The following is a 23,798-nucleotide window of genomic DNA, read 5'->3' as shown; positions in this document are numbered from 1 at the left end:
CGCCGGAGTACGGGAAACGGCACCGTACGGCAAGCGCCGCCGTACGGGAAACGAGCCCGCACGGCGGCGGTGGCGCCCGCCCCGGCGGCGCCTGCGCCCCTCCGCCGCCTGGCCCCGGCCGCCCCGGCGTCTTCCCGCCCTCAGCCCGGCCGTTCGGTGGTCAGGTGCTCCGGCCGGACCGGGATGCGGTGGAGCGCCAGCCCGGTGGCGGCGCGGATGGCGGCCACGATGGACGGCGTCGCCGAAACGGTCGGCGCCTCGCCGACCCCGCGCAGCCCGTACGGCGCGTTGGGGTCGGGCAGTTCGAGCAGTTCCACCGGCATCGGCGGGGTGTCCAGGATGGTGGGGATCAGGTAGTCGGTGAAGGAGGCGTTGCGCACCTCGCCGTCCCGCACGATGATCTCCTCCATCACCGCGAGACCCAGCGCCTGGGCGCAGCCGCCCTGGATCTGGCCGACCACGGAGAGCGGGTTGAGTGCCCTGCCGACGTCCTGGACGGCGCTGAGCTCGACCACCTTGACCAGGCCCAGCTCGACGTCCACGTCCACCACCGCGCGGTTGGCGCAGAAGCTGTACTGGACGTGGCCGAAGCCCTGGCCGGTCTCCCTGTCGAACGGCTGGGTGGGCCGGTGGCGGTACTCGCGGGTGGCCTCGACGGCCTCGTCGCCGAGCAGGTCCACGACGGGTGCGAGCACGCCGGCGCTCCTCGACACCACCTTGCCGTCGGCCAGCGCCAGGTCGTCGTGGGTCCAGCCGTAGCGCCGGCGACCCCGGTCGAGCAGTTCGCGGCGCACCGCCTCGGCGGCCACCTTCACCGCGCCGCCGGTCATGTACGTCTGGCGCGAGGCGGAGGTCGACCCGGCCGACCCCACCCCGGTGTCGGCCGGGTGGATGGTGACCTGCTCGACGCCCAGTTCGGTGCGGGCGATCTGGGCGTGCACGGTGACGCCGCCCTGGCCGACCTCGGCCGCCGCGGTGTGCACCAGCGCGACCGGCTCGCCGCCGATCGCCTCCAGCCGCACCCGCGCGGTGGAGTAGTCGTCGAAGCCCTCGGAGAAGCCGACGTTCTTGATGCCGACCGAGTAGCCGACGCCGCGGACGATCCCCTCGCCGTGCGAGGTGTTGGACAGCCCGCCGGGCAGCCGGCGCGGGTCCGGGCGCCCGGTGTCCAGCGGCGGCGGCAGCGGCATCTCCTTGGCCCGGCGCAGCAGTTCGGCCACCGGCGCGGGTGCGTCGACCTGCTGCCCGGTGGGCATGCGGTCGCCCTGGGACATCGCGTTGAGCTGCCTCAACTCCACCGGGTCCACGCCCAGTTCGGCGGCCAGCTTGTCCATCTGCGACTCGTAGCCGAACGCCGCCTGCACCGCGCCGAAGCCGCGCATCGCGCCGCAGGACGGGTTGTTGCTGTAGAGCGCCAGGGCGTGCATCCGCACGTTCGGGACCACGTACGGGCCGTTCCCGAGCGAGGCTGCGTTGCCGACCACGGCGGGGGAGGTGGAGGCGTACGCGCCGCCGTCCAGCACGATCCGGCAGTCGGAGAAGACGAGCTTGCCGTCCCGGGTGGCGCCGTGCTCGTAGTGCATCCGCGCCGGGTGGCGGTGGACGTGGCCGAAGAACGACTCGTCCCGGGAGTAGACGATCTTGACAGGCCTTCCGGTGCGCAGGGCCAGCAGACAGGCGTGGATCTGCATCGACAGGTCCTCGCGGCCGCCGAACGCGCCGCCGACGCCCGCCAGGGTGAGCCGGACCTTCTCCTCCGGCAGACCGAGCACCGGCGCCATCTGCCGGCGGTCGGCGTGCAGCCACTGGGTGGCGATGTAGAGGTCGACGCCGCCGTCCTCGGCGGGCACCGCGAGGCCGGACTCCGGGCCGAGGAAGGCCTGGTCCTGCATGCCGACCTCGTAGTCGCCGCTGACGATGACGTCGGCCATCGCCCGCACCTCGTCGGTCACCCCGAGGCCGGCCACCAGCCGCTGCTCGTGGCAGATGTTGCCGTGGGCGTGGGACTTGTACTCGTGCGGCTCGTGCACGTAGCCGTACGTCAGGGGGTCGAGGCACTGCTCCTCGGTGACGATCGGGGTGAGCACCTCGTACTCGACCGCGATCCGCTCCACCGCGCGGCGGGCCGTCTCGGGGTGGTCGGCGGCGACCAGCGCGACGGGCTCCCCGTGGTAGCGGACCTTGTCGACGGCCAGGGCCGGCTGGTCCTGGACCTCCAGGCCGTAGTACTTCGTGCCGGGGATGTCCTCGTGCGTCAGCACCGCGTGCACCCCGGGCAGCTTGAGCGCCTCGGAGACGTCCACCGAGAGGATGTTCGCCCGGGGGTGCGGCGAGCGCAGGGCCGTGCCCCAGAGCATGTCCTCGTGCCACAGGTCGGAGGAGTAGGCGAACTCGCCGCGGACCTTCAGGTGGCCGTCCGGGCGCAGCGGCGAGCCGCCGATGCCGTCCTTGGCGGCCTGGTTGAGCTTCTGGAGGTTCTTCTGCCCCTGGATGGTCCGCGCGTTCATTCCCCGGCCCCCTTCCCGGCCCCAGTCCCAGTCCCGGTCTCGGTCTCGCTCCCCGTCCCCGTCCCCGTCTCCGTTTCCGCCCCGGCCCCTGCTCCCGGTTCCGCCCCCGCGCACTTGCGGGCCGAGGCCAGCCGCACCGCGTCCATGATCTTCTCGTAGCCGGTGCAGCGGCACAGGTTGCCGGAGAGCGCCTCGCGGATGTCCTCGTCGCTCGGCCGCGGGTCGTCCGCCAGCAGCGCGTCGGTCTGCACCAGCAGGCCGGGTGTGCAGAAGCCGCACTGGACGGCGCCGGCGTCGACGAAGGCCCGCTGGACCAGGCCGAGTTCGCCGTCCCGCCCGCCCAGGCCCTCGACCGTGCGCACCTCGCGGCCCTGCGCCTGGCCGGCCGCGACCAGGCAGGAGCAGACCGGCACGCCGTCCAGGTAGACCGTGCAGGAGCCGCACTCGCCCTGCTCGCAGGCGTTCTTCGAGCCCGGCAGGCCGACCCGCTCGCGCAGCACGTACAGCAGGCTCTCGCCCTCCCACACGTCGTCGGCGTAGACCGGTTTGCCGTTGGCGGTGAACGTCACCCTCATGCGGCGCTCCTGATCTGCTCGCGGTAGTCGTTCCAGGTCCAGGTGAGGGTGCGGCGGGCCATGACGGCGAGCGCGTGCCGGCGGTAGTCGGCGGTGCCCCGGACGTCGTCGATCGGCGAGGCCGCGTCCTTCACCAGTTCGCCGAAGCGCCGCACCACCTCGGCCTCCAGCGGCTCGCCGGACTCCCACAGGCCGCGCCCGCCGAGCACGCCCTGGAGGTACTCCTCGGCCGCGGTGGCGCGGCGCGGCGTGGGCGCGGCCGAGCCGATCCCGGTCCCGACGGTGGCGCTGCCCGGGTGCAGGGCGAGGCCGAACGCGCAGACCGCGATCACCATGGCGTTGCGGGTGCCGATCTTGGAGAACTGCTGGGGCCCGTCCGCCACCGGGACGCGCACAGAGCGGATCAGCTCGTCGTCCGCCAGGAGGTTGCGCTTCACCCCGACGTAGAAGTCGTCGATCGGGATCAGCCGGGTGCCGCGCACCGAGGCCGCCTCCACGAGGACGTCCCGCCCGGCCGCCAGCAGCGCGGGGTGGGCGTCGCCGGCCGGGGAGGCCGCGCCGAGGTTGCCGCCGACGGTGCCGCGGTTGCGGATCTGCGGCGAGCCGACGGTCCGGGAGGCCAGCGCCAGCCCGGGCAGCCGGCCGGACAGCTCCGCGATGATCCGGGCGTACGGGACGGCGGCGCCGAGCCGCACGACACCGCCGTCGTCCGACCACTCGGCGAGCTCGGCGACCCGGTTCAGGTCGAGGAGCGCGGACGGCCGGCGCACGTCGAAGTTCAGCTCGACCATGACGTCCGTGCCACCCGCGATGGGCAGCGCGGTCGGGTGCTCGGCCTTCGCCGCGAGTGCCTCCTCCCAGGTGGCGGGCCGAAGGAACTCCATGCGGGTGCCTCCTCACGTCGTCGCCGCCCGGGACGGGGCGGCGTGTCGCCAGTGAACCGCCGTGAGCGGGCCCGGCGGCAGTCACCGATGGCATGAAGCCCCGGCGGTGAGCCCGCCCGGCATCCTGTACGTTCCTCTAAGGAGGGGAGTCCCGCAGCCCAGGTGTCCGCCGGGTGCCACCTACGACCGTAATCCGGCCGTGGTGCGCGGGCCACGGCCCGGGCACACTCCGCTTCGGCCAGGCCCTATCGTTACCCCTTCGCCCCCCTTCCCCCCCAAGCCCCGTTAAGGAGTCCGCGGATGCGCGTCCGTGACCTGCTCGCCCCCGGCGCCCCGCGACTGCGCCTGCTCGCGGCCGAGGAAGAGCTGGACCGGCAGATCAGCGGCGTGATGACGACGGACCTCCAGGACCCGGGCCGCTACCTGCACGGCGGCGAACTGGTGCTCACCGGCATGCTCTGGCGCACCGTCCCGGCCGACTCCGAGCGCTTCGTGCGCACCCTGGCGGCCGGCGGCGCGGTGGCCCTGGCGGCCGGCGAGGCCGAGGTCGGCCCGGTGCCCGAGGACCTGGTGGAGGCCTGCCGCCGGCACCGGATGCCGCTGCTCGCCGTCCCCGACGACATCGCCTTCGGCACCGTCACCGAGTTCATCGGCCGCCAGGTCTCGGCGGACCGCGCCGCCGACCTGTCCGCCCTGGTCGACCGGCACCGCCTGCTGGTCTCGGCGGCCGGTGCCGGGGGACTGGACGCCGTGCTGGACCTGCTCGGCGGCGACCTCGACCTGGACTGCTGGGTGCTCACCCCGACCGGCGGGGTGATCGCCGGCCCCGCCGACGGGCTCTGCGCCCAGGACCGCGACCAGCTGGTGCGCGCCCACCTCGCCGCCCAGCGCCAGCGTCGCCGCCCCCCGCACCGGGTCCGGCTGGCCGCCGGCGCCTTCTCGCTGCTGCCCGCCCCGGCCTCCGGTGGGCAGGACACCGCGCAGGACGCCCCGCAGGCCGGTTCGCTGCTGGCGGACTGGATGCTCGTGGTGGCCGGCGACGTCACCGAGTGGACCGCCAAGCGCCGGCAGCTCGCCGAGAACCTGGCCCGGCTGGTCGCCGCCGAACGCTACCGCCGTGACGAGGGCCGCAGGCTGCGCCGCCGCCTCGCCGACGAGGTGCTCGCCCTGCTGCGCCGCGACGCCGACCCGGCCGAGATCGGCCGCACCCTGTATGCCTCCTCGGCGATGGCCGCCGGCTACGAGGCCCCCGAGTCCGGCTCCCCGGCGGAGCAGGGCCCCTGGCTGGTGCTCAGCGCCGAGGGCACCGGCCTGCCGGAGGGCACCGTACGCGCCGTCCTGGAGGAGGCGCTCGGGGGCACCACCGACCGAGCCCTGGTCGCCGGGACGGGCACCGGCGCCGTGGTGGTGCTGCCCGCTCCGGACGGCCCGGTGCCCGCCGATGCCCTGCGCGACCTGCTCGCCCCGCTGGAGGCCGGGCTCGGCCCCGAGGGCCGGATCACCCTCGGCGTCTCCGCCCCCGCCGCCGGGGCCGGGGGGCTGCGCGGCGCCCTGGAGGAGGCCCGGCACGCCGGGCGGATCGCCGCCTCCCGGATCGGCCGGGTCTGCGTCGCGGGCCCCGAGGAACTCGCCTCGCACGTACTGCTGCTGGCCGCCGTCCCCGACGAGGTGCGCCGCGCCTTCCGCGGCCGGCTGCTGGACAAGGTGATCGCGTACGACCTGGAGCACCAGGCGGACCTGGTCCGCACCCTGGAGGCCTTCCTGCGCTCGGACGGCTCCTGGACCCGCTGCGCGGCGCAGCTGCACGTCCACGTGAACACCCTGCGGTACCGGATCGGGCGGATCGAGGAGCTGACCGGGCGCGACCTCTCTCGCCTGGAGGACCGGGTGGACTTCTACCTGGCGCTGGAGCTGGCCTGAGGGCGGGCCGCCGCCGCCCAGCCCCGATCAAGCCCGGCCCGGATCAAGCCCGACCCCCACCACGACCGGCCCCGACCACGACCGGTCCCCGCTGCCACCGACCCCGCCACGACCGACTCCGCAGCGCCCGCGACGCCAGCGGCGAGCGCGACGCGGAAGGGCCCGCCGCGAAAGCTTCGCGGCGGGCCCTTCCGTACGGTTCGCTACGGCGTGCCGACTACTGCGCCGGGATGACCGAGGTCAGCCACTGGAAGGCGCCCGGGACCATCTTCTTCCACTGCTCGGTGGTGTGCGGGCCGGTGCCCTCCTCCACCTGGACGGTGGTCGGGGCCTTGGCCGCGGCGCGGATCGCCTCGCCGTCCTCGTAGCCGTCGCCCTTGGAGCCGCTGATCAGCAGGGCCACCTTCGGCGGCTGCTGGGCGGTCTTCAGGATGTTCACGGGGTTGTTGGCCTCGCGCAGCTTCGGGTCCTTGCCGACCAGCGAGTCCGGCTCCTGGGCCGGGTCGTTGTAACCGGACATCGCGATGGCGGCCCGGTAGCGGTTGGGGTGGGCCAGCGACAGCTTGGCCGCGCAGTGCGCGCCGGCCGAGTACCCGGCGATCGCCCAGCGGTCCGGGGAGGGGTCGGCGCGGAAGTTGTCCAGCACCATCTGCGGGACGTCGCGGCTGACCCAGGCGTCGGCGTTGACCTTGCCGGGGACGTCGGTGCAGCCCGCGTCCTGGTTCAGCAGCTTCGTGCGGGGCGAGACCAGGATGAACGGGGCGACCTTGCCCTGCTGCATCAGCGGCTTGAGCTGGTCGGAGACCTTGAGGGTGCCGTACCAGGTGGAGGAGGAGCCCGGGAAGCCCGGGATCAGCTCGACCACGGGGAACTTCTTGTCCTTGAACGCCGGGTCGTTGTACTGCGGCGGCAGCCAGACCAGCACCTCGCCGTCGACCCCGGACACCTGGCCCTTGAGCTCGGTCTTCAGCACGTCGTTGGGGACGAGCGGGTCGTTCACACCGCCGAAGCTCTGCTTGACCTTCGGCGGCTCCTTGGTGGCGTCGGCGCTCTGGCCCGGGGTGGCGGCCGGGTCGACCGGCGCCACCACGGGGACCGCGCGGACGTGGTCACCGGTGCCGAGCAGGTCGTCCCAGTTGCCGTAGATCAGGTTGGCGTTGTTGACCATCACGAAGACCATCAGGACGGCCGTGACCTGGCAGAACATGATCATGACGATCCGGGTGAGGTACCGCACCGGCTGCGGGCCGCCGACCCTCCCCCAGAACAGCAGCGCCACCGTGATGGACACCGGCACAAGGATGACGGTGAGGAGGAAGAATGGCGTACCTGTCAGTTCCATCGATTCTCGTTATCGGGTCGCACGTCGCCCGGGGCCCACTCGCCCGAACGCACGTCAATGGCATCAGACGTGGTGAACCGATGATCGGTTGCCGTCCGAATCTGTGCGGAACCTGAGAGGAACATCACGTTCTCGTGATGAACCTCCTTCGGAGCGGCGCCTAGTCTGCCACCCGGACGCGCGAGGTCCGGACCAGATGTCCAGCGAACTACCAGGAAGGGTCCCCCGGGGCACCTTACCTCCCAGGCCGTTCGCGCCGCCGGGCGAGGCGGTGCGAGCCCGCACGGCCCGGGCAGGGAGACTATGGGGATGAGCATCACCCGCTTTCGCCCGTCCCGCCGCTTCTGGCCCGTCTGCGCCGTCCTGGCCGTAGCGGTCACCGCGGCCGGTTGCAGCAGTACCGGAGGAAGACGCGCCGAGGAGGCCCGCGCCAAGGCCGCGGCCACCGGCGGCAGCGCCGTCACCACCCCGCGCTGGAAGGTCGCCATGGTGACCCACGCCGGCGCCGGCGACGCCTTCTGGGACACTGTTCGCAAGGGCGCCGAGCAGGCCGCCGCCAAGGACAACATCACCTTCCTGTACTCCAACGACGCGCAGACCCAGAACCAGGTCCAGCTCGTCCAGGCCGCCATCGACCAGAAGGTCGACGGCCTGCTGGTCACCCTCGCCAAGGGCGACGCCATGGCCGACGTCCTCGGCAAGGCCAAGGCCGCCGGCATCCCCGTGATCACCATCAACTCCGGCCAGGAGTACTCGCAGAAGTTCGGCGCGCTCACCCACGTCGGCCAGGACGAGGCCACCGCCGGCCAGGCGGCCGGCGCCGAGCTGGCCTCGCGCGGCCGCAAGAACGTGCTCTGCGTGATCCACGAGCAGGGCAACGTCGGCCAGGAGCAGCGCTGCTCCGGCGCCCAGACCAAGTCCGGCGGCGCCTTCCAGGTGCTCTACGTCAACGGCGTGGACATGCCCGACGCCCGCGCCGCGATCTCCGCCAAGCTCCAGGCCGACCCGGCCATCGACACCGTGCTCACCCTCTCCGGCCCGATGGCCGCCACCGGCCTCCAGGCCGTCCAGGACGCCCACCGCAACGTCGAGCTGGACACCTTCGACCTGGGCACCCAGGTGGTGGCCGGGCTCAAGTCCGGCAGCGTCGGCTTCGCCGTCGACCAGCAGCCCTACCTCCAGGGCTACACCGGCGTCGACCTGATCTGGCTGTACAAGTACAACCTGAACATGCTCGGCGGCGGCCGGCCCGTCGAGACCGGCCCGCAGATCCTCACCAAGGACGACGCCGACGCGCTCGCCGAGTACGTCGCGAGGGGGACCAGGTGAGCACCCCCGACCTCCTCGCCCACGACGGCCTCGGGGGCGGGCGCCCGGCGGCGCTGCGGCGGCTGCTCGCCCGCCCCGAGCTGGGCTCGCTGATCGCCGCCGTCGCCGTCTTCCTGGTGTTCGCCGTCGTCGCCGAACCCTTCCTGCGGGTCTCCTCGCTGGGCACCGTGCTGTACGCGGCCTCCACCATCGGGATCATGGCGGTGCCGGTCTCGCTGCTGATGATCGGCGGCGAGTTCGACCTCTCGGCCGGCGTGCTGGTCACCACCGCCGCGCTGACCTCCTCGATGGTCTCGTACCAGTTCACCGCGGTGACCTGGGTCGGCGTGCTGGTCTCGCTGGCGACCACGCTGGCCATCGGCTGGTTCAACGGCTGGATGCTGGGCCGCACCAAGCTGCCCAGCTTCATCGTCACGCTCGGCACCTTCCTGATGCTGACCGGTGCCAACCTGGGCGTCACCAAGGCGATCTCCGGCACCGTCTCCACCAAGTCGATCGCCGACATGCAGGGCTTCGCCTCCTGCCGCTGGCTGTTCGCCTCCGAGGTGACCGTCGGCGGGCTGGCGATCAAGGCCACCGTCTGGTGGTGGCTGGGCCTGCTGCTGGTCGGCAGCTGGGTGCTGCTGCGCACCCGCTTCGGCAACTGGATCTTCGCCGTCGGCGGCGACGCGGACGCGGCCCGCGCGGTCGGGGTGCCGGTCGCCCGGACCAAGACCGTGCTCTACCTGGGCGTCGGCTTCGGCGCCTGGGTGCTGGGCCAGCACCTGCTGTTCTCCTTCGACACCGTGCAGTCCGGCGAGGGCGTCGGCAACGAGCTGATCTACATCGTCGCCGCGGTCATCGGCGGCTGCCTGATCACCGGCGGCTACGGCTCGGTGGTCGGCTCGGCGCTCGGCGCGCTGATCTTCGGCATGGCCAGCAAGGGGATCATCTACGCCCAGTGGAACCCGGACTGGTTCAAGTTCTTCCTCGGCGCGATGCTGCTGCTGGCCGCGCTGCTGAACGCCTACGTCAAGCGCCGGGCCGAACGGGGGCCGCGATGAGCACGGACCTTTCGACGCTCCCGACGGCCTCCGCGGGGAGCGAGCTGCTGTCCCTGGACGGCGTCGGCAAGAGCTACGGCACCGTCCGGGCGTTGCAGGACGTCTCGCTGACCCTGCGGGCCGGCGAGATCAGCTGTGTGCTCGGCGACAACGGGGCGGGCAAGTCCACCCTGATCAAGATCATCGCGGGGCTGCACCAGCACGACGAGGGCCGCTACACGGTGGCCGGCGAGGAGGTCCGCCTCGACTCCCCGCGCCAGGCCCTGGACCGCGGCATCGCCACCGTCTACCAGGACCTCGCGGTCGTCCCGCTGATGCCGGTCTGGCGCAACTTCTTCCTCGGTTCCGAGCAGGGCATGCGCCGCTGGGGCGGTCTGCGGCTGGACGCCGACGGCATGCGCGCCACCACCCGCGAGGCGCTCGCCAGGATGGGCATCGACCTGCACGACGTCGACCGGCCGATCGGCACCCTCTCCGGCGGGCAGCGCCAGTGCGTGGCGATCGCCCGCGCGGTGCACTTCGGCGCCAAGGTGCTGATCCTGGACGAGCCCACCGCCGCGCTCGGCGTCAAGCAGTCCGGCGTGGTGCTCAAGTACGTCACCGCCGCCCGCGACGCCGGGCTCGGGGTCGTGCTGATCACCCACAACCCGCACCACGCCTACCTGGTCGGCGACCACTTCACCCTGCTCAAGCGGGGGCGGATGGCGGGCAGCCACCCGCGTGCCGAGATCGGTCTGGAACAGCTCACCACCGAGATGGCGGGCGGCTCCGACCTCGCCGAGCTCTCGCACGAGCTGGCCCGGCCCGGCCCTCCCGACGTCCTCGGCTCCCAGCCCGGCGACCGCGGTCCCGGCGACCGCGGTCCCGATCCTGATCCCGATTCCAGCGATTCCGATTTCCGTGAGGAGCGTCCGCGACCGTGACCGGCTCCCAAGGCAGCACCCGCCCGCCCGTCCTGCCCACGCTGCTCGGCCTCGGCCCGCGTGCCGAGCGCCGCCGCCGCGCCCTGCCCGCGGGGATACTGCGGCTGCCCACCATCGGCGTGGACATCGGCGGCACCAAGGTGGTCGCCGGGGTGGTGGACGGCGAGGGCAAGGTGCTGGAGAAGCTGCGCACCGACACCCCGCACAAGAGCAAGAGCCCCAAGGTGGTCGAGGACGTCATCGTCGAGCTGGTGCTCCAGCTCGCCGACCGGCACGACGTCCACGCCGTCGGCATCGGCGCGGCCGGCTGGGTGGACGCGGACCGCTCCCGGGTGCTGTTCGCCCCGCACCTCAACTGGCGCAACGAGCCGCTCCAGGAGGCGCTCAGCGAACGGCTGCGCTTCCCGGTGATCGTGGAGAACGACGCCAACGCGGCCGCCTGGGCCGAGTGGCGCTTCGGCGCCGGGCGCGGCGAGGACCACATGGTGATGCTCACGCTGGGCACCGGCATCGGCGGCGCGGTGGTCCGGGACGGCTACGTGGACCGGGGGAAGTACGGCCTGGCGGGCGAGTTCGGGCACATGCAGGTGCTGCCCGGCGGCCACCGCTGCCCGTGCGGCAACCGCGGCTGCTGGGAGCAGTACTCCTCCGGCAACGCGCTGGTGCGCGACGCGCGCGAGCTGGTAGCCGAGGAGTCCCCGGTGGTGCAGCCGCTGCTGGCCCGGGCGGGTGGCACGGTCGAGGGCATCACCGGACCGCTGGTCACCGAGGCCGCCCAGGACGGCGACCCGACCGCCACCGAGCTGCTCTACGAGGTCGGCACCTGGCTCGGCGTCGGCATCGCCAACCTGGCCGCCGCGCTGGACCCGGGCCGCTTCGTGATCGGCGGCGGGGTCTCCGAGGCCGGCGACCTGCTGCTCGCCCCGGCCCGGGACACCTTCCGCCGCACCCTCACCGGGCGCGGCTTCCGCCCCGAGGCCAGCATCGTGCACGCGGCGCTCGGCAACGAGGCGGGCCTGGTCGGCGCGGCCGACCTCGCCCGCCAGGTGGCGCGGCGCTTCCGCACCATCAAGCGGCGGCGGGTGGAGCGCAGCTCGCTGTAGGGGCGCCGCGCTCCACCGGGGGTGAACAGCCGACAGCCGACAGCTGACAACTTTCAGCAAACAGATTTCAGCGAACAGATTTCGTTATCTGTTCGCTGAAATCTGTCAGCTGTCGGCTGTTCCTCTTCCCGGCGGGCACCCGCCGCCGGGCCCTCCCTCCCCTCACTTCCGTCTCCTTCGGCCCGTCAACTACCCATTGGTAGCGGCGCGGTGTGGTTGTCGGATCATCCACGCTTGTGGAACAACTGAGTTGACGCCGACTCAGGAGGACTCGGATGAGGGCTCTGACCCGTCTCGCACCACCGCTGATGCTCGCCACCGCGCTGGTCTGCTCCAGCGTCGGACCGGCCGCGGCCGCCGGCGACGCGGCCCCGCCGCCCAAGGTGCCGGAGGCGGTGGGCTGGGGCGGGGCGGTGGCCACCGTCGACGCCGACGCCACCGCCGCCGGGATCGAGGTCCTGCGCAACGGCGGCAACGCGGTGGACGCGGCCGTCGCCGCCGCCGCGGCCCTCGGGGTCACCGAGCCGTACTCCTCCGGCATCGGCGGCGGCGGGTACTTCGTCTACTACGACCACGCGACCGGCCGGGTGCACACCATCGACGGTCGCGAGACGGCCGGCCGCACCGCCGACACCGGCCTGTTCCTGGAGAACGGCAAGCCGCTGGCCTTCGCCGACGCCGTCACCAGCGGCCTGTCCGTCGGAGTCCCCGGCACCCCCGCCACCTGGGACGCCGCGCTGCGCCGGTGGGGCACCCGCTCGCTCGCCCAGAGCCTCGAACCGGCCGAGCGGATCGCCGACCAGGGCTTCGTCGTGGACGACACCTTCCGCAACCAGACCGCGGACAACTACGCCCGGTTCAAGGACTTCCCGGCCACCGCCCGGCTCTACCTGCCGAACGGCAAGCCCCCCGAGGTCGGCAGCGTGCTGCGCAACCCCGACCTCGCCGCCACCTACCGGCTGCTCGCCAAGGACGGCGTGAAGGCCTTCTACCAGGGCGAGTTGGCCCGGGACATCGCCGACACCGTGCAGCACCCGCCGGTCGACCCGGCCTCCGGCCGCACCGCCCGGCCCGGCAAGGTCGACACCACCGACCTCGCCGCCTACCGGGTCCGCGACCAGGCGCCCACCCACGTCTCCCACGGCGCGTACGACATCTACGCGATGGCCCCCTCCAGCTCCGGCGGCACCACCGTCGGCGAGGCGCTCAACATCCTGGAGGACGGCGGCGACGTCTCCGCGTACAGCGGCACCCAGTACTACCACCACTTCCTGGAGGCCTCCCGGATCTCCTTCGCCGACCGCAACCGCTGGGTCGGCGACCCGGCCTTCAGTGACGTCCCCACCAAGCAGCTGCTGTCCGAGCGCTACGCCGCCTCCCGGGCCTGCCTGATCAGCCCGGACCACGCGCTCACCAGCCCGCTCGCCCCCGGCGACCCGCGCCACCCGGCCCGCTGCGCCGACACCGGCCAGGCCGTCGCCGAGCCGTACGAGGGCCCCAACACCACCCACCTGACGGTCGCCGACCGCTGGGGCGACATCGTCTCCTACACCCTCACCATCGAGCAGACCGGCGGCAGCGGCATCACCGTCCCCGGCCGGGGCTTCCTGCTCAACAACGAGCTGACCGACTTCGACTTCGCCCCGCTCGCCCCGGGCGTCCCCGACCCCAACCTGCCGGGGCCGGGCAAGCGGCCGCGCTCCTCGATGTCCCCGACGGTCGTGCTGCGCGACGGCGAGCCGCTGCTCGCGACCGGCAGCCCGGGCGGCGCGACCATCATCACCACCACCCTCCAGGTGCTGCTCGGGCGGCTCGACCGGGGCCTGAGCCTGGAGCAGGCCATCGCCGCGCCGCGCGCCAGCCAGCGCAACACCGCCGCGACCCAGGCCGAGCCCGCCTTCCTGGCACTGCCCGAGCGGTCCGCGCTGGAGGCCCTCGGCCACAGCTTCGTCAACGGCGGCGAGATCGGCGCCGCCACCGGGGTGGAACGGCTGCCGGACGGGCGCTGGGTGGCCGCCGCGGAACCGGTGCGGCGCGGCGGCGGCTCGGCCGCGGTGGTCCGCTCCACACGCTGACCGGGCCGGCCTGTCGGTGCCGGACGGTATGTTCGGGGTGGGTCCGCCTCCTGCGGGGCGGTCCACCCCGTCCGCATGTCCGTCCGTACGCCCGTCCGCACCGAACCACCGGGAAGGCCGCCCGCCGTGACCGTCCGCATCGCCACCTGGAACATCAACTCCGTCACCGCCCGGCTGCCCAAGCTCCTGGAGTGGCTGGAGAGCGCCAAGCCCGACGTGCTCTGCCTCCAGGAGCTCAAGTGCGCGGCCGACGCCTTCCCGTACGAGGCGGTGCGCGAGCTCGGCTACGAGACGGCCGCGCACGGCAACGGCCGCTGGAACGGCGTCGCGATCGTCTCCCGGCTCGGCCTGGAGGACGTCGAGCGCGGCCTGCCCGGCCAGCCCGGCTACCTCGCCGACGGCGCCCTGCTGCCCGAGGTCGAGCCCCGCGCCATCGCGGCCACCTGCGGCCCGGTCCGGGTCTGGTCGGTCTACGTGCCCAACGGCCGCGAGGTCGGCCACGCGCACTACCGGTACAAGCTGGAGTGGCTGGAGGCGCTGCGCGAGGCCGCCACCGAGGACGCCGCCGGCCCCCGCCCGTTCGCCGTCCTCGGGGACTTCAACATCGCCCCGACCGACGAGGACGTCTTCGACACCGCCGCCTTCGAGGGCCTCACCCACGTGACCCCCGCCGAGCGCGCCGCGCTGACGGCCCTCGGCGAGATCGGCCTCCAGGACGTGGTGCCCCGCCCGCTGAAGTACGACCGCCCCTACACCTACTGGGACTACCGGCAGCTGGCCTTCCCCAAGAACCGGGGCATGCGGATCGACCTCGCCTACGCCAACAAGGCCTTCGCCGACGCCGTGACCGACAGCTACGTGGACCGCGAGGCCCGCAAGGGCAAGGGCACCTCGGACCACGCCCCGGTCGTGGTGGACCTCGACCTCTGAGCGACGGGTCACGCACCGTGGCGGACGGTAACCCGAACGGCCGTGAGCGCTGGCCGGGCGGTGAGCGGCTGCCTACCTTCGGTGAGTGACCGGGTGCGGTTGATCGACCAGTGGACATGGGAGTCCCCGGCCGCGCCCGAGAATCCCGGAGGTTCCGGCATGCGCCCCACGCGTACGGCCGCCGCCGCTCTGATCGGCGCGACGGCGCTGACCGGCCTGACGGCCCCCCTCGCATCCGCCAGGGACGGCGCGGCCTCGGTCAGCCCGTCGAAGGCCGCACCGGGCCAGACCGTGACGGTCACGGTCTCCTGCGAGAAGTCGGACAAACCCGACGCCAAGACCATCACCGCCCACTCCGCCGCCTTCGACGGCGGCCCGGCGACCCTCACCCTGGGCCCCGACGGCAAGCACAGCGGCTCCGCCAGGCTGGCCGGCCGGTACGGCGGGGACAGCAAGGTCGACGGCACCTGCCCGGACGGCGGTGCCTTCTCCACCAGCGTCACCGTCACCACCGCGGCCGCCACCGGCCCTGAGAAGGGCTCCGAGAAAGGCCTTGAGAAGGGCGCTGAGAAAGGCATGGACAAGGGGCCGGACACGGGTCTCGGCGGGTGGAGCCAGGCGGCGGGGGAGTGGGCCGGCTCGCTCGGGCAGTCCGGCGCCGGCGGTCAGCAGGCCGTCCCGCACGGCTCCGTACAGACCGGCCTCGGCGGTTCGGTCACGGCCGACCCGGCGGAGCTGGCCGGCGGCTTCGCCCTGGTCGCCGGCGGTATCGGCGGTTTCTGGCTGCTGCGCAGGCGGGGTGCCTGAAGGCCCCGGCCCTCACGCGCCGCCGCGCGCCCGCCGCGCCGCCGGAACCCGACGGGACCGGCGGTGCGGCGGTGCGTCAGGCGCCGTGCGGCCCGGTCCGCTCCTCGCGCTCCTGGTGCCGCAGGGTGCCGTCGGCCAGCAGGTACTGGGCCAGGACGTAGGTCGCCATGATCCAGAACTGATGGCCCGGCAGCTCCCGCCACTTCGCCAGCTGGGTGGCGATCAGGGTGTCGGAGAGCAGGAACAGCGCCCCGCCCAGCCCGGTGCGCCAACCCAGTCCGGCCGAAGTGACGGCCGTCGAGGCGAGCAGCAGGCTGTAGCCGGCCACCGGTACGCGCAGGTCCCCGAGGTCCGGCCAGAGCTGCCCGACCAGGGTGACCCAGGCCGTCGCGTACGCGGCCGCGACCACCAGGGCCCGGCGCCGGTCAGTGAGCGCGCCGCGCCGGACGAACATGGTCACGTAGCAGACGTGCGCCGCCGCGAACGAGCCCATGCCGGCGAGGAACGCGGTGTCGTTCTTCAGCTGGAGCAGCACGTCCCCGCCCGCGCTCAGCAGCAGCGCCGGCGCCAGCAGCTTCGGCGCCTGCCGCTCCGCCGCCCTGGCCGCGGCCACGCTGTGGGCGGCCAGCAGCGGCATCAGGGCCGGCTTGGTGGCGTTCTGGAGCACCGACGCACCGGACACGATCGCGCCCAGGTGGGCCGCCGAGGTGGCCGCGAAGCCGCCCAGCAGCCCGGTGGCCGACCGCAGCCGCGCGCCGAGCCCGGCCCGGGTGGTGGTCCGGATGCTCATGCGCCCGCCTCGCCGAGCTCGGCGAGGGCATTCGCCCATGCGCGCCTCTTGATGATTCGCTCGCTGCGCTCGCTCATGCGCCCGCCTCGCCGAGCTCGGCGAGGGCATTCGCCCATGCGCGCCTCTTGATGATTCGCTCGCTCATGTGCCTGTCTCGCTCAGCTCGGCGGGCATTCGCCCACGCGCACCTTGTGATGATTCGCTCGCTGCGCTCGCTCATGGTGCGCGCCTCCCGATCGTCCGCTGGTCCGGACCGACCCTAAGGGAGCCCAGCCGCCCGGCGGAAGGGTCGGTTACCGGTGCGTAACCCGGGCGGAGCGCGGCGGATGACGGGGCGGCCGGCAGGCGGAGCGCGGGTGCCCGCTTCGAGGGCTCCTGCGCAGACTTCCCCGGGAGGGCGGTTGCTGCCATCGGGTGGCCCGGGCACCGTCTAGTCTGGACCCCGACATGAATCAGCAGGACTACGCGGTCGGTGCCACCCGGGTGGCCGCCGACAGGCCGGACGGACGTACGGGCGGGGCAGGACGGGGAACCGCCGACGCCGTCCTCGCCGTACGCGGAGCCGGTTCCGCTGACAGGGCGCCTGGGACGGCCGCGGAGGGCGGCGCTGACGGCCCGCGGGTGCCGGACGGTCCGGCCGCCGACGCCGACGTGACGCTCTCGCCCGACCCCGGATTGCTGCGGCTGGCCCACTGGTTCGCCGAGGCCGGCCCCGGCGACGCCGACGACCTCTGCACCGCGTCCTTCGGTCTCTACCCCGCCCGCCACCTCGGCGCCGCCGCCGAGCCCGCCGCGGACCCCGGGGTGAGCTGGTGGCACGGCCCCACCGCGCACTCCGCCATCTCCCTGCGCGCCCGCGAGGACCGCGCCGAGGGGGGACTGCGCCGCGCCCGCCGGGACGGTGCCGAGCTGCCCGTCGTCCGGTCAGGAGCCAAGCCGGGCAGGCCGGGTCGCCACCGCAGGCCCGAGCCGGTCCGGGTGGCGCCGCCGGCCGTGCCGTCGCAGGACCGCGGCGGGGAGGAGCTGCCGGCCGCTGAACGGCGGATCGCCGCCCGGCTGCTGCTGGCCCATCCGCTGGTCACCGCCTCCGGCCCGCACGCCGACGGTTTCCCGCTGATCCGCCGTCACCGCGACTGGCTCACCGAGCGCTTCGACACCCTGCTCGGCTACCGCCTCGTGGTCGGCCCCTGGCACGCCCGGCTCTGCAAGGCCGGCCTCGGTCCCGGCGCCGGCCGCCGCCTGCGGCACCCCGTCACCGGCGCTCCGTTCACCCCGGCCGGATACGCCCAACTCGCCCTCGCACTGGCCCTGTTGGTCGACGCCCCGGAGGAGCTGGGTTACCGGCGGCTGCTCGACGCGATGCACGCCGCCGCCCCCGAAGTCGCCGCCGAACCGGCCGACCTCGCGATGGCGCTGGCCGCGCTGGCCGACTGGCAGGTGCTCGGTGCGATGCCGGCCGACATCGACGACTCCTTCGTCCTGACCGTCGACCGCGAACTCGCCCGCGCCGTCCCGGCCGGCCCGCCCGCCCTCGCGGACGACGCCGACGACCTGATCCGCCGCGCCTCCGAGGCCGAGCCGGCCACCGCCGTCCGACGCCTGCTCGCCGAGACGCCCGCCGTGCTCGCGGCCGACCTCCCCGAGGACCGCCGCGTCTGGCTGCACGAGCACCGGCTCAGCGGTCCGGCGGCACTCGCCGAGTTCCTCGGCCTGGAGGCCGAACTGCGGGCCGAGGGCGTCGCCCTGCTCGACCCGGCCGCCGAACTCACCGACCTCGCCCTCCCCGGCGCCGGCACCCTCGCCCAGGCCGCCCTGCTGCTGGTCGAGCGGCTGGTCGAGGAGGTCCGCCCGCTGCCCGGCGAGAAGGTCACCGGCGACGTCCCGATCCCGGACGCGCTGATAGACGGCGTCCTCGGCGACATCGCGGACGAGTACGGGCTCCCGGCCCGCTACCTCTCGGACCGCACCGCCCTGCGTCGCGACGCCCTCGACCTGCTCCACCGCCTCGCGCTGATCGCCCCCACGCCCCACCCCACCCGGCCCCCGGCCTGGCGCCTGCGCCCCCCGGCCGCCCGCTATGCCCCGGCCCCCGACCTCCAACCCGCCCCGGGCACCGGCCGCCACTCCCGCCCCGATCCGCTGGTCCCGTCCCCGGCCGCCCAGCGACCGCAGCAGCGGGCGTAGCGGGGGACGTGACAAGGGGGCGTGGCAAGGGGGCGTGGCAAGGGGGCGCCCACGCGTCGAGTGCGCGCCCGGGCGAAGGCCGAACCGGGTCCGTCGGTCCCGTCCCCGGCCGCCCAGCGCTCGCGCGCACGGGGCGCGACAGCAAGGAGCACCGCGTCCGGGACGGGACGGCGGTGCTGGGCGGGCGGCCGCTACTTGCCGGCGGAGGCGCTGGTGAGGGGGCCGTGGGCGACGGTTTCCACGGTGGCGCCGACGCCCAGGGTGCCGAGGGCGATCGAGGCGAGGACGGCCGTGACGGCGAGGAGGCGGCGGTGCCGCTGGGGCAGGGGGAAGCGCGGGTCCTGGTAGGGCGCCTGAGGGTTGGCGTTCATGACACGGAGGTTTCCAGGGCGGCGTGAACGGTCGGTACGCGCGGGTGAAGTCCGGACGGGGGTTGGGCGTCGGTTGGCCGCATACGCCCCACCCGTCACCGGGCGGGGCGTATGCGCTGGTCAGCGGCGTGTGTCCGACTCTCCGACGGCGGCCCGGACGGCGTCCCGCAGGCCGTGCGGCGGGTGGAGGCGGGAGGGGGTGGCGGCCGGGTCCTCGCGGAGCTCCTTCACCAGCGAGACGCACAGCAGCAGCATCACCACCACGAACGGCAGCGCGACCAGGATCGTCGCGTTCTGCAGCGCGGTGAGCCCGCCGGCCAGCAGCAGGGCCGCCGCGACCCCGCCCATCAGCACGCCCCACACCACCACCAGCCAGGTGCGCGGGTGCAGCGAGCCCCGGCTGGAGAGCGAGCCGAGCACCAGGGAGGCCGAGTCGGCGCTGGTGATGAAGAAGGTCATCACCAGCAGCACCGCGACCACGCTGGTCACCGAGCCGAGCGGCAGCGAGCGCAGCATCTCGAACAGGGAGGCCTCGGCGCCCCGCGGGATGGTCGCGACCAGGTCGGCCGCGCCGGTGGTGTTCAGCCGGATCGCGGTGCCGCCCATCACGCAGAACCAGATGACCGTCGCGCCGCTGGGCACCAGCAGGACGCCCAGCAGGAACTCCCGGACGGTGCGGCCGCGCGAGATCCGGGCGATGAAGGTGCCGACGAAGGGCGCCCAGGAGAGCCACCAGGCCCAGTAGAAGATCGTCCAGGAGCCGAGCCAGCTCTCGTCGGTGAAGGCGCCGGTCTGGGTGGACATCCCGAGCAGGTCGGAGAGGTAGCCGCCGACCGAGGAGGGGATCGCGTCCAGTGCGAACACCGTCGGGCCGAACACGAAGACGAAGACCATGATCAGCGAGGCCAGCACGACGTTCGCGGTGGAGAGCCACTTCACGCCCTTGTGCACCCCGGAGAAGGCGGAGACCACGAAGGCGGCGGTCAGTGAGCCGATGATGATCAGCTGGGCGTTCTGGGTGTTGCGGACGGAGGAGATGTAGCCGAGGCCGTCGGCGACCTGGAGCGCGCCGAGGCCGAGGCTGGTCGCGGAGCCGAAGACGGTGGCGAACACGGCCAGCAGGTCGATCGTCCGCCCGGCCCAGCCGTCCGCGCCGCGCTGCCCGATCAGCGGGACGAAGGCGGCGGAGATCCGGTTGCCCCGGCCCTTGCGGAAGGTGGTGTAGGCCAGGGCCAGGCCGCCGACCGCGTAGATCGCCCACGGGTGCAGGGTCCAGTGGAAGAGCGAGAACTCCAGGGCCTGCCGCCCGGCGGCGGCGCTCTGCGGTTCCAGACCGGAGCCGGGCTGCGGGGTGGCGAAGAGCTGGAGCGGCTCGCCGACGCCGTAGAACATCAGGCCGATGCCCATGCCGGCGCTGAACATCATGGCGATCCAGGCGAGCGTGGAGAACTCCGGCCGGTCGTCGTCGCGGCCGAGCCGGATCCGGCCGAAGCGGCTGAACGCGAGTACCACGCTGAGGACCAGGAAGACGTCGGCGGCCACCACGAACAGCCAGCCGAAGTTGTGCAGCACCCAGCCGAGGGCGGTGTCGGAGGTGCGGCCGAGCGAGTCCTCGGCGAAGACGCCCCAGGCGACCACCGCCAGCACCAGGACGGCGCCGGTGCCGAACACCGCCCGGTCGGCCGGAAGGGTCGCGGCGGGTTCGTCGGGCTCCCTCGCGGGCTGGTCGGGCTGCGGGGGCTGGCTGCTCATCAGGTGAACCTCTCGACATGCGCGGACGCTCGGCGCGCCGGGACTGAAGGCGTATGTCGTACTATGTCCAGTTCGTTCCGCGAGCGGCACGACGGCGCGCCGGGGAGGCGCGGGCTGAGGACCTACGTCCCGTCAGGCCGCGCGCGTCTCGCCGGGGTCGTGCCCGGCCGTGAGCCCGGAGCCGTACCCGGGGTCGTGGGCGCTGTCGAGGTAGTGGGCGAGCGCCCGGCGGCTGCGGGTGAGCTCCTCGATCCGCGCGTCCAGGTCGGCGAGTTCGCCGCGCAGGGTGGCCAGCAGGTTCGGGCAGGCCTCCAGGACGGGGACGGGGCCGGTGGCGCAGGGCAGCAGCTCGCCGATGATCCGGGTGTTCAGACCGGCCGCGAGCAGGCTGCGGATCTGCCACACCCGGACGGTGTCCTCCTCGCCGTACTCGCGGTAGCCGGCCGTCGTGCGGTCCGGTCGGAGCAGGCCCTGCTCCTCGTAGTAGCGGAGCAGGCGGGTGGACACCCCGGTCAGGCGGGCGAGTTCTCCGATGCGCATGACCGGTCGAACGCGCCCGCCCGGAGGGGTGTTCCCCGCGGGGTCAGCCCTTGAGGAACTCCAGCAGCACGTCCCGCAGTTCGGGCAGCGCCTCGATCACCGGCAGGTGGCCGCTGGGGAGTTCGACCAGCCGCGCGCCGGGGACGAGTTCGGCGGCCAGCCGGTGCTGGGCGGGCAGGACGAGCGTGTCCTCGACGGTGCTGACGACCACGGTCGGCGCGGCCACCGCGGGCAGCTCGGACCGCACGTCGGTGCGGGCGGCCAGCCGGAACTGCTGACGGAAGCCGTCCGGCACCGGGGACTTGAGCTGCTCCCGCAGTTCGGCGAGCCGTTCGGCGGGCAGCGCGTCCAGCCAGCTCCGGCCGAGGACCACGCCGAGCATCAGCGCGGCGAGGTCCTCGGGCCGGTCGGCCAGGTCGGCGAACAGGTCGGCCAGGGCGCTCATCCGCGCCGAACCCCCGGCCAGCCCCGCGAGCAGCAGCAGCGAGCGGACCCGTTCGGGGTGCCGGGTGGCGATCCTGACGGCGACGGCGGCGCCCAGCGAGTAGCCGGCCAGGTCGAAGGTGTCCAGGCCCTCCTCGTCCGCCACGGCGACGAGCCGTTCGGCCAGCTCGTCCAGGGTCGGCTCGCCGGGCTCGTACGGGCTGTCGCCGGAGCCGGGGTAGTCGGGGGCGACGACGGTGCGGTGGGCGGCGAGGTGGGGCAGCAGCGGGCCCCAGTTGTCCCGGGCGCTGCCGCCGGCGCCGTGGGCGAGCAGCAGGCCGGGGCCGGAGCCCCGGACGATCCGGGCGAGCGGGGTGGCTGGCATGGGGTGCTCCTCTGCGGTCGGGGCTGTGGCGACAGCGGAGACGGTAGGAGTTCACACCGGTGTGAAGGTCAAGACCGCGCGCCGGTGTGTGCGCCGGACCGCACGCCGGACGGCGCGCCGGCGCGACGGACGGCCGGGCGGCGCCCGGCGTCCTCGCAGGCGCTCGGGGGCCGTCGCGGGCGCTCGGCTGGGCCCGCTCAGCCGGTGGACTGGACCTCGTACGGCGCCGGGTACCGCGTCTCGTACGGGGTCAGCACCAGCCGCACCACGTCCTCCAGCCGCCGCCGGGCGTCGCCGAGGGTGGTACGGCCGGTCACCCAGGCCGTCAGCTCGCCCTGCCAGGCGTGGGCCACGATGTGCCGCACCAGCTCGCTCGCGGCGGCCGGCACCTCGGCCGTCACCGCCTGGAGGGCGTTGCTGTCGGCCCGGGCCATGCCCTGGAGGGCCTCGCTGGCGAACGGGTCGGTGGAGGCGGCCACGGCCACCCGCAGCCGGGCGAGTTCCGGCTGCCGCTGGTAGGCCCGCATCCCGCCCCGGACGAACCGGACCGCCCGGTCGGTGGCCCCCAGTCCGGCCCGTGGCCCGCGCAGCTCGGCCACCAGGTCGGCCAGCAGCAGGCGGTGCCACTCGGCGATCGCCGCAGCCAGGAGGTGGTCCTTCGAGGAGAAGTAGCGGTACGCCGTCCCCAGGGCGACTCCGGACCGTTCGCAGACTTGCTTCATCTGCATCCGCTCGACGCCGATCTCGTTCACCAGGGCGAGCGCGGCCGCGATCAGGCTTTCGCGGCGTTCGAGCTGACGCGGAGACATCGCCTCCACCGGCCGTGGTGACAGGTCAACCTTGGTCACCCGCACCATGATACGGGCCGGGGACGCTCAGGAGTATGACGCCGTCCGGCCTCCGTCCGTTCGCCCGCCGGTCACCGGGGTGTGGGGACGGGCGCCCGGGCCGTCACGCGGGTTCGCGGATCAGCGCCTCCTGGACGGCCGAGGCGACCAGCCGGCCGTCCAGGTCGTAGAACTCTCCGAGGGCCAGACCCCGGCCGTCCGAGGAGGAGGGGCTGCGCTGGGCGAACAGCAGCCACTCGTCCGCCCGGAAGGGGCGGTGGAACCACATCGCGTGGTCCAGCGAGGCCATCACCAGGCGGGGCGGCTCGGTGCGCTGGAAGAAGTTCGGCTGCACGTTCAGCCCTGCGGTGGAGGCCAGGGTGAGGTCCGACAGGTAGGCCAGCGCGCCGGCGTGCAGCAGCGGCTCGTCCGCCGGCAGCGGGGAGGCCGTGCGCATCCAGACGAACTGCTGGAGCAGGCCGGGGACGGCCGGCGGCAGGCCCGGGGCGTCCGACGGGACGAACCGCACGTCGAGGTCGCGGAAGCCGCCGGTGGCGGCGAGTGCCCGGCGGACCTCCTCGGACCCGTGGGCGAGGGCGTCGGGCAGCGACTCCGGCCGGGGCAGCGCCGGCACCTCGCGCTGGCGGTCGGCGGCCGGCTCGGGGTGCTTGAAGGAGACCGAGAGGGTGAAGATCTCGCTGCCCTGCTGGAGCGCGGTCACCCGGCGGGTGGTGTACGACATGCCGTCGCGGACCCGCTCGACCGCGTAGTCGATCGGGTGGGCCGGGGAGCCCGGGAGCAGGAAGTAGCCGTGCAGCGAGTGCACCGGACGCCGGTCCCCGCAGGTGCGCCCGGCGGCGACCAGGGCCTGCGCGGCGACGTGTCCGCCGAAGGCGCGCATCGGGGCGCCGGCGTGGCAGTGGCCCCGGAACGTGTTCTCGTCCAGGGGCTCGATCCGCAGCAGTTCGGCGAAGCGGCCGGTCGGCCGGGAGCGCTGGTCGGTCCGGACGTGCGGTTCGGTCAGGTCGGTCACCGGGCCATAGTGGCAGAAGCCCGGCGGGTGGTGGTGTGACCTGGGTAACGCCGTG

At 74.0% G+C, this 23,798-nt stretch carries 20 protein-coding genes; 9 read left to right on the top strand and 11 right to left on the bottom strand.

The window, feature by feature from the left end:
• Positions 1-140: 140 nt before the first annotated feature.
• The 3 genes from pucD to ACZ55U_RS27205 are packed head-to-tail and all read right to left on the bottom strand — an operon-like array spanning position 141 to position 3,966.
• Entirely contained in the window at positions 141-2,507 is a 2,367-nt protein-coding gene (pucD, locus tag ACZ55U_RS27215; protein WP_465529962.1) for a xanthine dehydrogenase subunit D, read from the bottom strand.
• On the bottom strand, positions 2,504-3,082 hold the full coding sequence (locus ACZ55U_RS27210; RefSeq protein WP_465529960.1) for a (2Fe-2S)-binding protein: 579 nt from the start codon (positions 3,080-3,082) through the stop codon (positions 2,504-2,506). Before ACZ55U_RS27210 ends, pucD begins: the two co-directional genes overlap by 4 nt.
• Positions 3,079-3,966, bottom strand: coding sequence for an FAD binding domain-containing protein (locus ACZ55U_RS27205; RefSeq protein ID WP_465529958.1), 888 nt, complete (start codon positions 3,964-3,966; stop codon positions 3,079-3,081). The genes ACZ55U_RS27210 and ACZ55U_RS27205 overlap by 4 nt, the downstream gene beginning before the upstream one ends.
• A gap of 300 nt (positions 3,967-4,266) precedes the next feature.
• Between ACZ55U_RS27205 and ACZ55U_RS27200 the strand changes: the two genes are divergently transcribed.
• Complete coding sequence (locus ACZ55U_RS27200) at positions 4,267-5,886, top strand: PucR family transcriptional regulator (RefSeq protein ID WP_465529956.1); 1,620 nt, start codon at positions 4,267-4,269, stop codon at positions 5,884-5,886.
• Between the two features lie 217 nt (positions 5,887-6,103).
• Here the strand turns inward: ACZ55U_RS27200 and ACZ55U_RS27195 are convergent, their stop codons facing one another.
• Positions 6,104-7,177, bottom strand: coding sequence for an alpha/beta hydrolase (locus tag ACZ55U_RS27195; protein WP_465529954.1), 1,074 nt, complete (start codon positions 7,175-7,177; stop codon positions 6,104-6,106).
• Between the two features lie 366 nt (positions 7,178-7,543).
• Here ACZ55U_RS27195 and ACZ55U_RS27190 point away from each other — a divergent pair, with 366 nt between their 5' ends.
• The 7 genes from ACZ55U_RS27190 (at position 7,544) to ACZ55U_RS27160 (ending at position 15,438) form a co-directional block, all read left to right on the top strand.
• The gene (locus ACZ55U_RS27190) at positions 7,544-8,557 is read left to right on the top strand and encodes a substrate-binding domain-containing protein (RefSeq protein WP_465529990.1); all 1,014 of its coding nucleotides are present in this window, start codon (positions 7,544-7,546) and stop codon (positions 8,555-8,557) included.
• Complete coding sequence (locus tag ACZ55U_RS27185; RefSeq protein WP_465529952.1) at positions 8,554-9,600, top strand: ABC transporter permease; 1,047 nt, start codon at positions 8,554-8,556, stop codon at positions 9,598-9,600. Before ACZ55U_RS27190 ends, ACZ55U_RS27185 begins: the two co-directional genes overlap by 4 nt.
• Positions 9,597-10,523, top strand: a complete 927-nt coding sequence (locus ACZ55U_RS27180; RefSeq protein ID WP_465529950.1) for an ATP-binding cassette domain-containing protein — start codon at positions 9,597-9,599, stop codon at positions 10,521-10,523. The genes ACZ55U_RS27185 and ACZ55U_RS27180 overlap by 4 nt, the downstream gene beginning before the upstream one ends.
• Positions 10,520-11,626 carry an ROK family glucokinase gene (locus ACZ55U_RS27175; RefSeq protein WP_465529948.1) on the top strand — a complete coding sequence of 369 codons (1,107 nt, stop codon included), beginning with the start codon at positions 10,520-10,522 and terminating at the stop codon, positions 11,624-11,626. The genes ACZ55U_RS27180 and ACZ55U_RS27175 overlap by 4 nt, the downstream gene beginning before the upstream one ends.
• Before the next feature lie 275 nt (positions 11,627-11,901).
• Entirely contained in the window at positions 11,902-13,701 is a 1,800-nt protein-coding gene (gene ggt, locus ACZ55U_RS27170; protein ID WP_465529946.1) for a gamma-glutamyltransferase, read from the top strand.
• Positions 13,702-13,776: 75 nt separating this feature from the next.
• Positions 13,777-14,631, top strand: coding sequence for an exodeoxyribonuclease III (locus ACZ55U_RS27165; RefSeq protein ID WP_465529944.1), 855 nt, complete (start codon positions 13,777-13,779; stop codon positions 14,629-14,631).
• Between the two features lie 159 nt (positions 14,632-14,790).
• Positions 14,791-15,438, top strand: coding sequence for a hypothetical protein (locus ACZ55U_RS27160; RefSeq protein WP_465529942.1), 648 nt, complete (start codon positions 14,791-14,793; stop codon positions 15,436-15,438).
• Between the two features lie 76 nt (positions 15,439-15,514).
• On the opposite strand, the gene ACZ55U_RS27155 is transcribed toward ACZ55U_RS27160, so the two are convergent.
• The gene (locus ACZ55U_RS27155; RefSeq protein ID WP_465529940.1) at positions 15,515-16,228 is read right to left on the bottom strand and encodes a lysoplasmalogenase; all 714 of its coding nucleotides are present in this window, start codon (positions 16,226-16,228) and stop codon (positions 15,515-15,517) included.
• A 447-nt stretch (positions 16,229-16,675) separates the two neighbouring features.
• Here ACZ55U_RS27155 and ACZ55U_RS27150 point away from each other — a divergent pair, with 447 nt between their 5' ends.
• The gene (locus tag ACZ55U_RS27150) at positions 16,676-18,412 is read left to right on the top strand and encodes a DUF2398 family protein (RefSeq protein WP_465529938.1); all 1,737 of its coding nucleotides are present in this window, start codon (positions 16,676-16,678) and stop codon (positions 18,410-18,412) included.
• Between the two features lie 191 nt (positions 18,413-18,603).
• On the opposite strand, the gene ACZ55U_RS27145 is transcribed toward ACZ55U_RS27150, so the two are convergent.
• The 6 genes from ACZ55U_RS27145 to ACZ55U_RS27120 all read right to left on the bottom strand — a co-directional run bounded on the left by ACZ55U_RS27145 (position 18,604) and on the right by ACZ55U_RS27120 (position 23,743).
• Positions 18,604-18,783 carry a hypothetical protein gene (locus ACZ55U_RS27145; RefSeq protein WP_396299391.1) on the bottom strand — a complete coding sequence of 60 codons (180 nt, stop codon included), beginning with the start codon at positions 18,781-18,783 and terminating at the stop codon, positions 18,604-18,606.
• Positions 18,784-18,903: 120 nt separating this feature from the next.
• Positions 18,904-20,535, bottom strand: coding sequence for a BCCT family transporter (locus tag ACZ55U_RS27140; RefSeq protein ID WP_465529936.1), 1,632 nt, complete (start codon positions 20,533-20,535; stop codon positions 18,904-18,906).
• Positions 20,536-20,667: 132 nt separating this feature from the next.
• Positions 20,668-21,075 (bottom strand): MerR family transcriptional regulator, encoded by a 408-nt coding sequence (locus ACZ55U_RS27135; RefSeq protein ID WP_465529934.1) that lies wholly within the window; start codon positions 21,073-21,075, stop codon positions 20,668-20,670.
• 43 nt (positions 21,076-21,118) lie between these two features.
• Entirely contained in the window at positions 21,119-21,883 is a 765-nt protein-coding gene (locus ACZ55U_RS27130) for an alpha/beta fold hydrolase (RefSeq protein WP_465529932.1), read from the bottom strand.
• Positions 21,884-22,080: 197 nt separating this feature from the next.
• A complete protein-coding gene (locus ACZ55U_RS27125) occupies positions 22,081-22,731 on the bottom strand; it encodes a TetR/AcrR family transcriptional regulator (RefSeq protein WP_465529930.1) in 651 nt (216 codons plus the stop codon).
• A 103-nt stretch (positions 22,732-22,834) separates the two neighbouring features.
• Complete coding sequence (locus ACZ55U_RS27120) at positions 22,835-23,743, bottom strand: acyl-CoA thioesterase (protein ID WP_465529928.1); 909 nt, start codon at positions 23,741-23,743, stop codon at positions 22,835-22,837.
• Positions 23,744-23,798 lie beyond the last annotated feature (55 nt).

This window comes from Kitasatospora sp. NPDC034533 (assembly GCF_055575155.1).
Note: the sequence above shows the minus strand (reverse complement) of the source record. Positions and strands in the feature narration are given on the sequence as shown.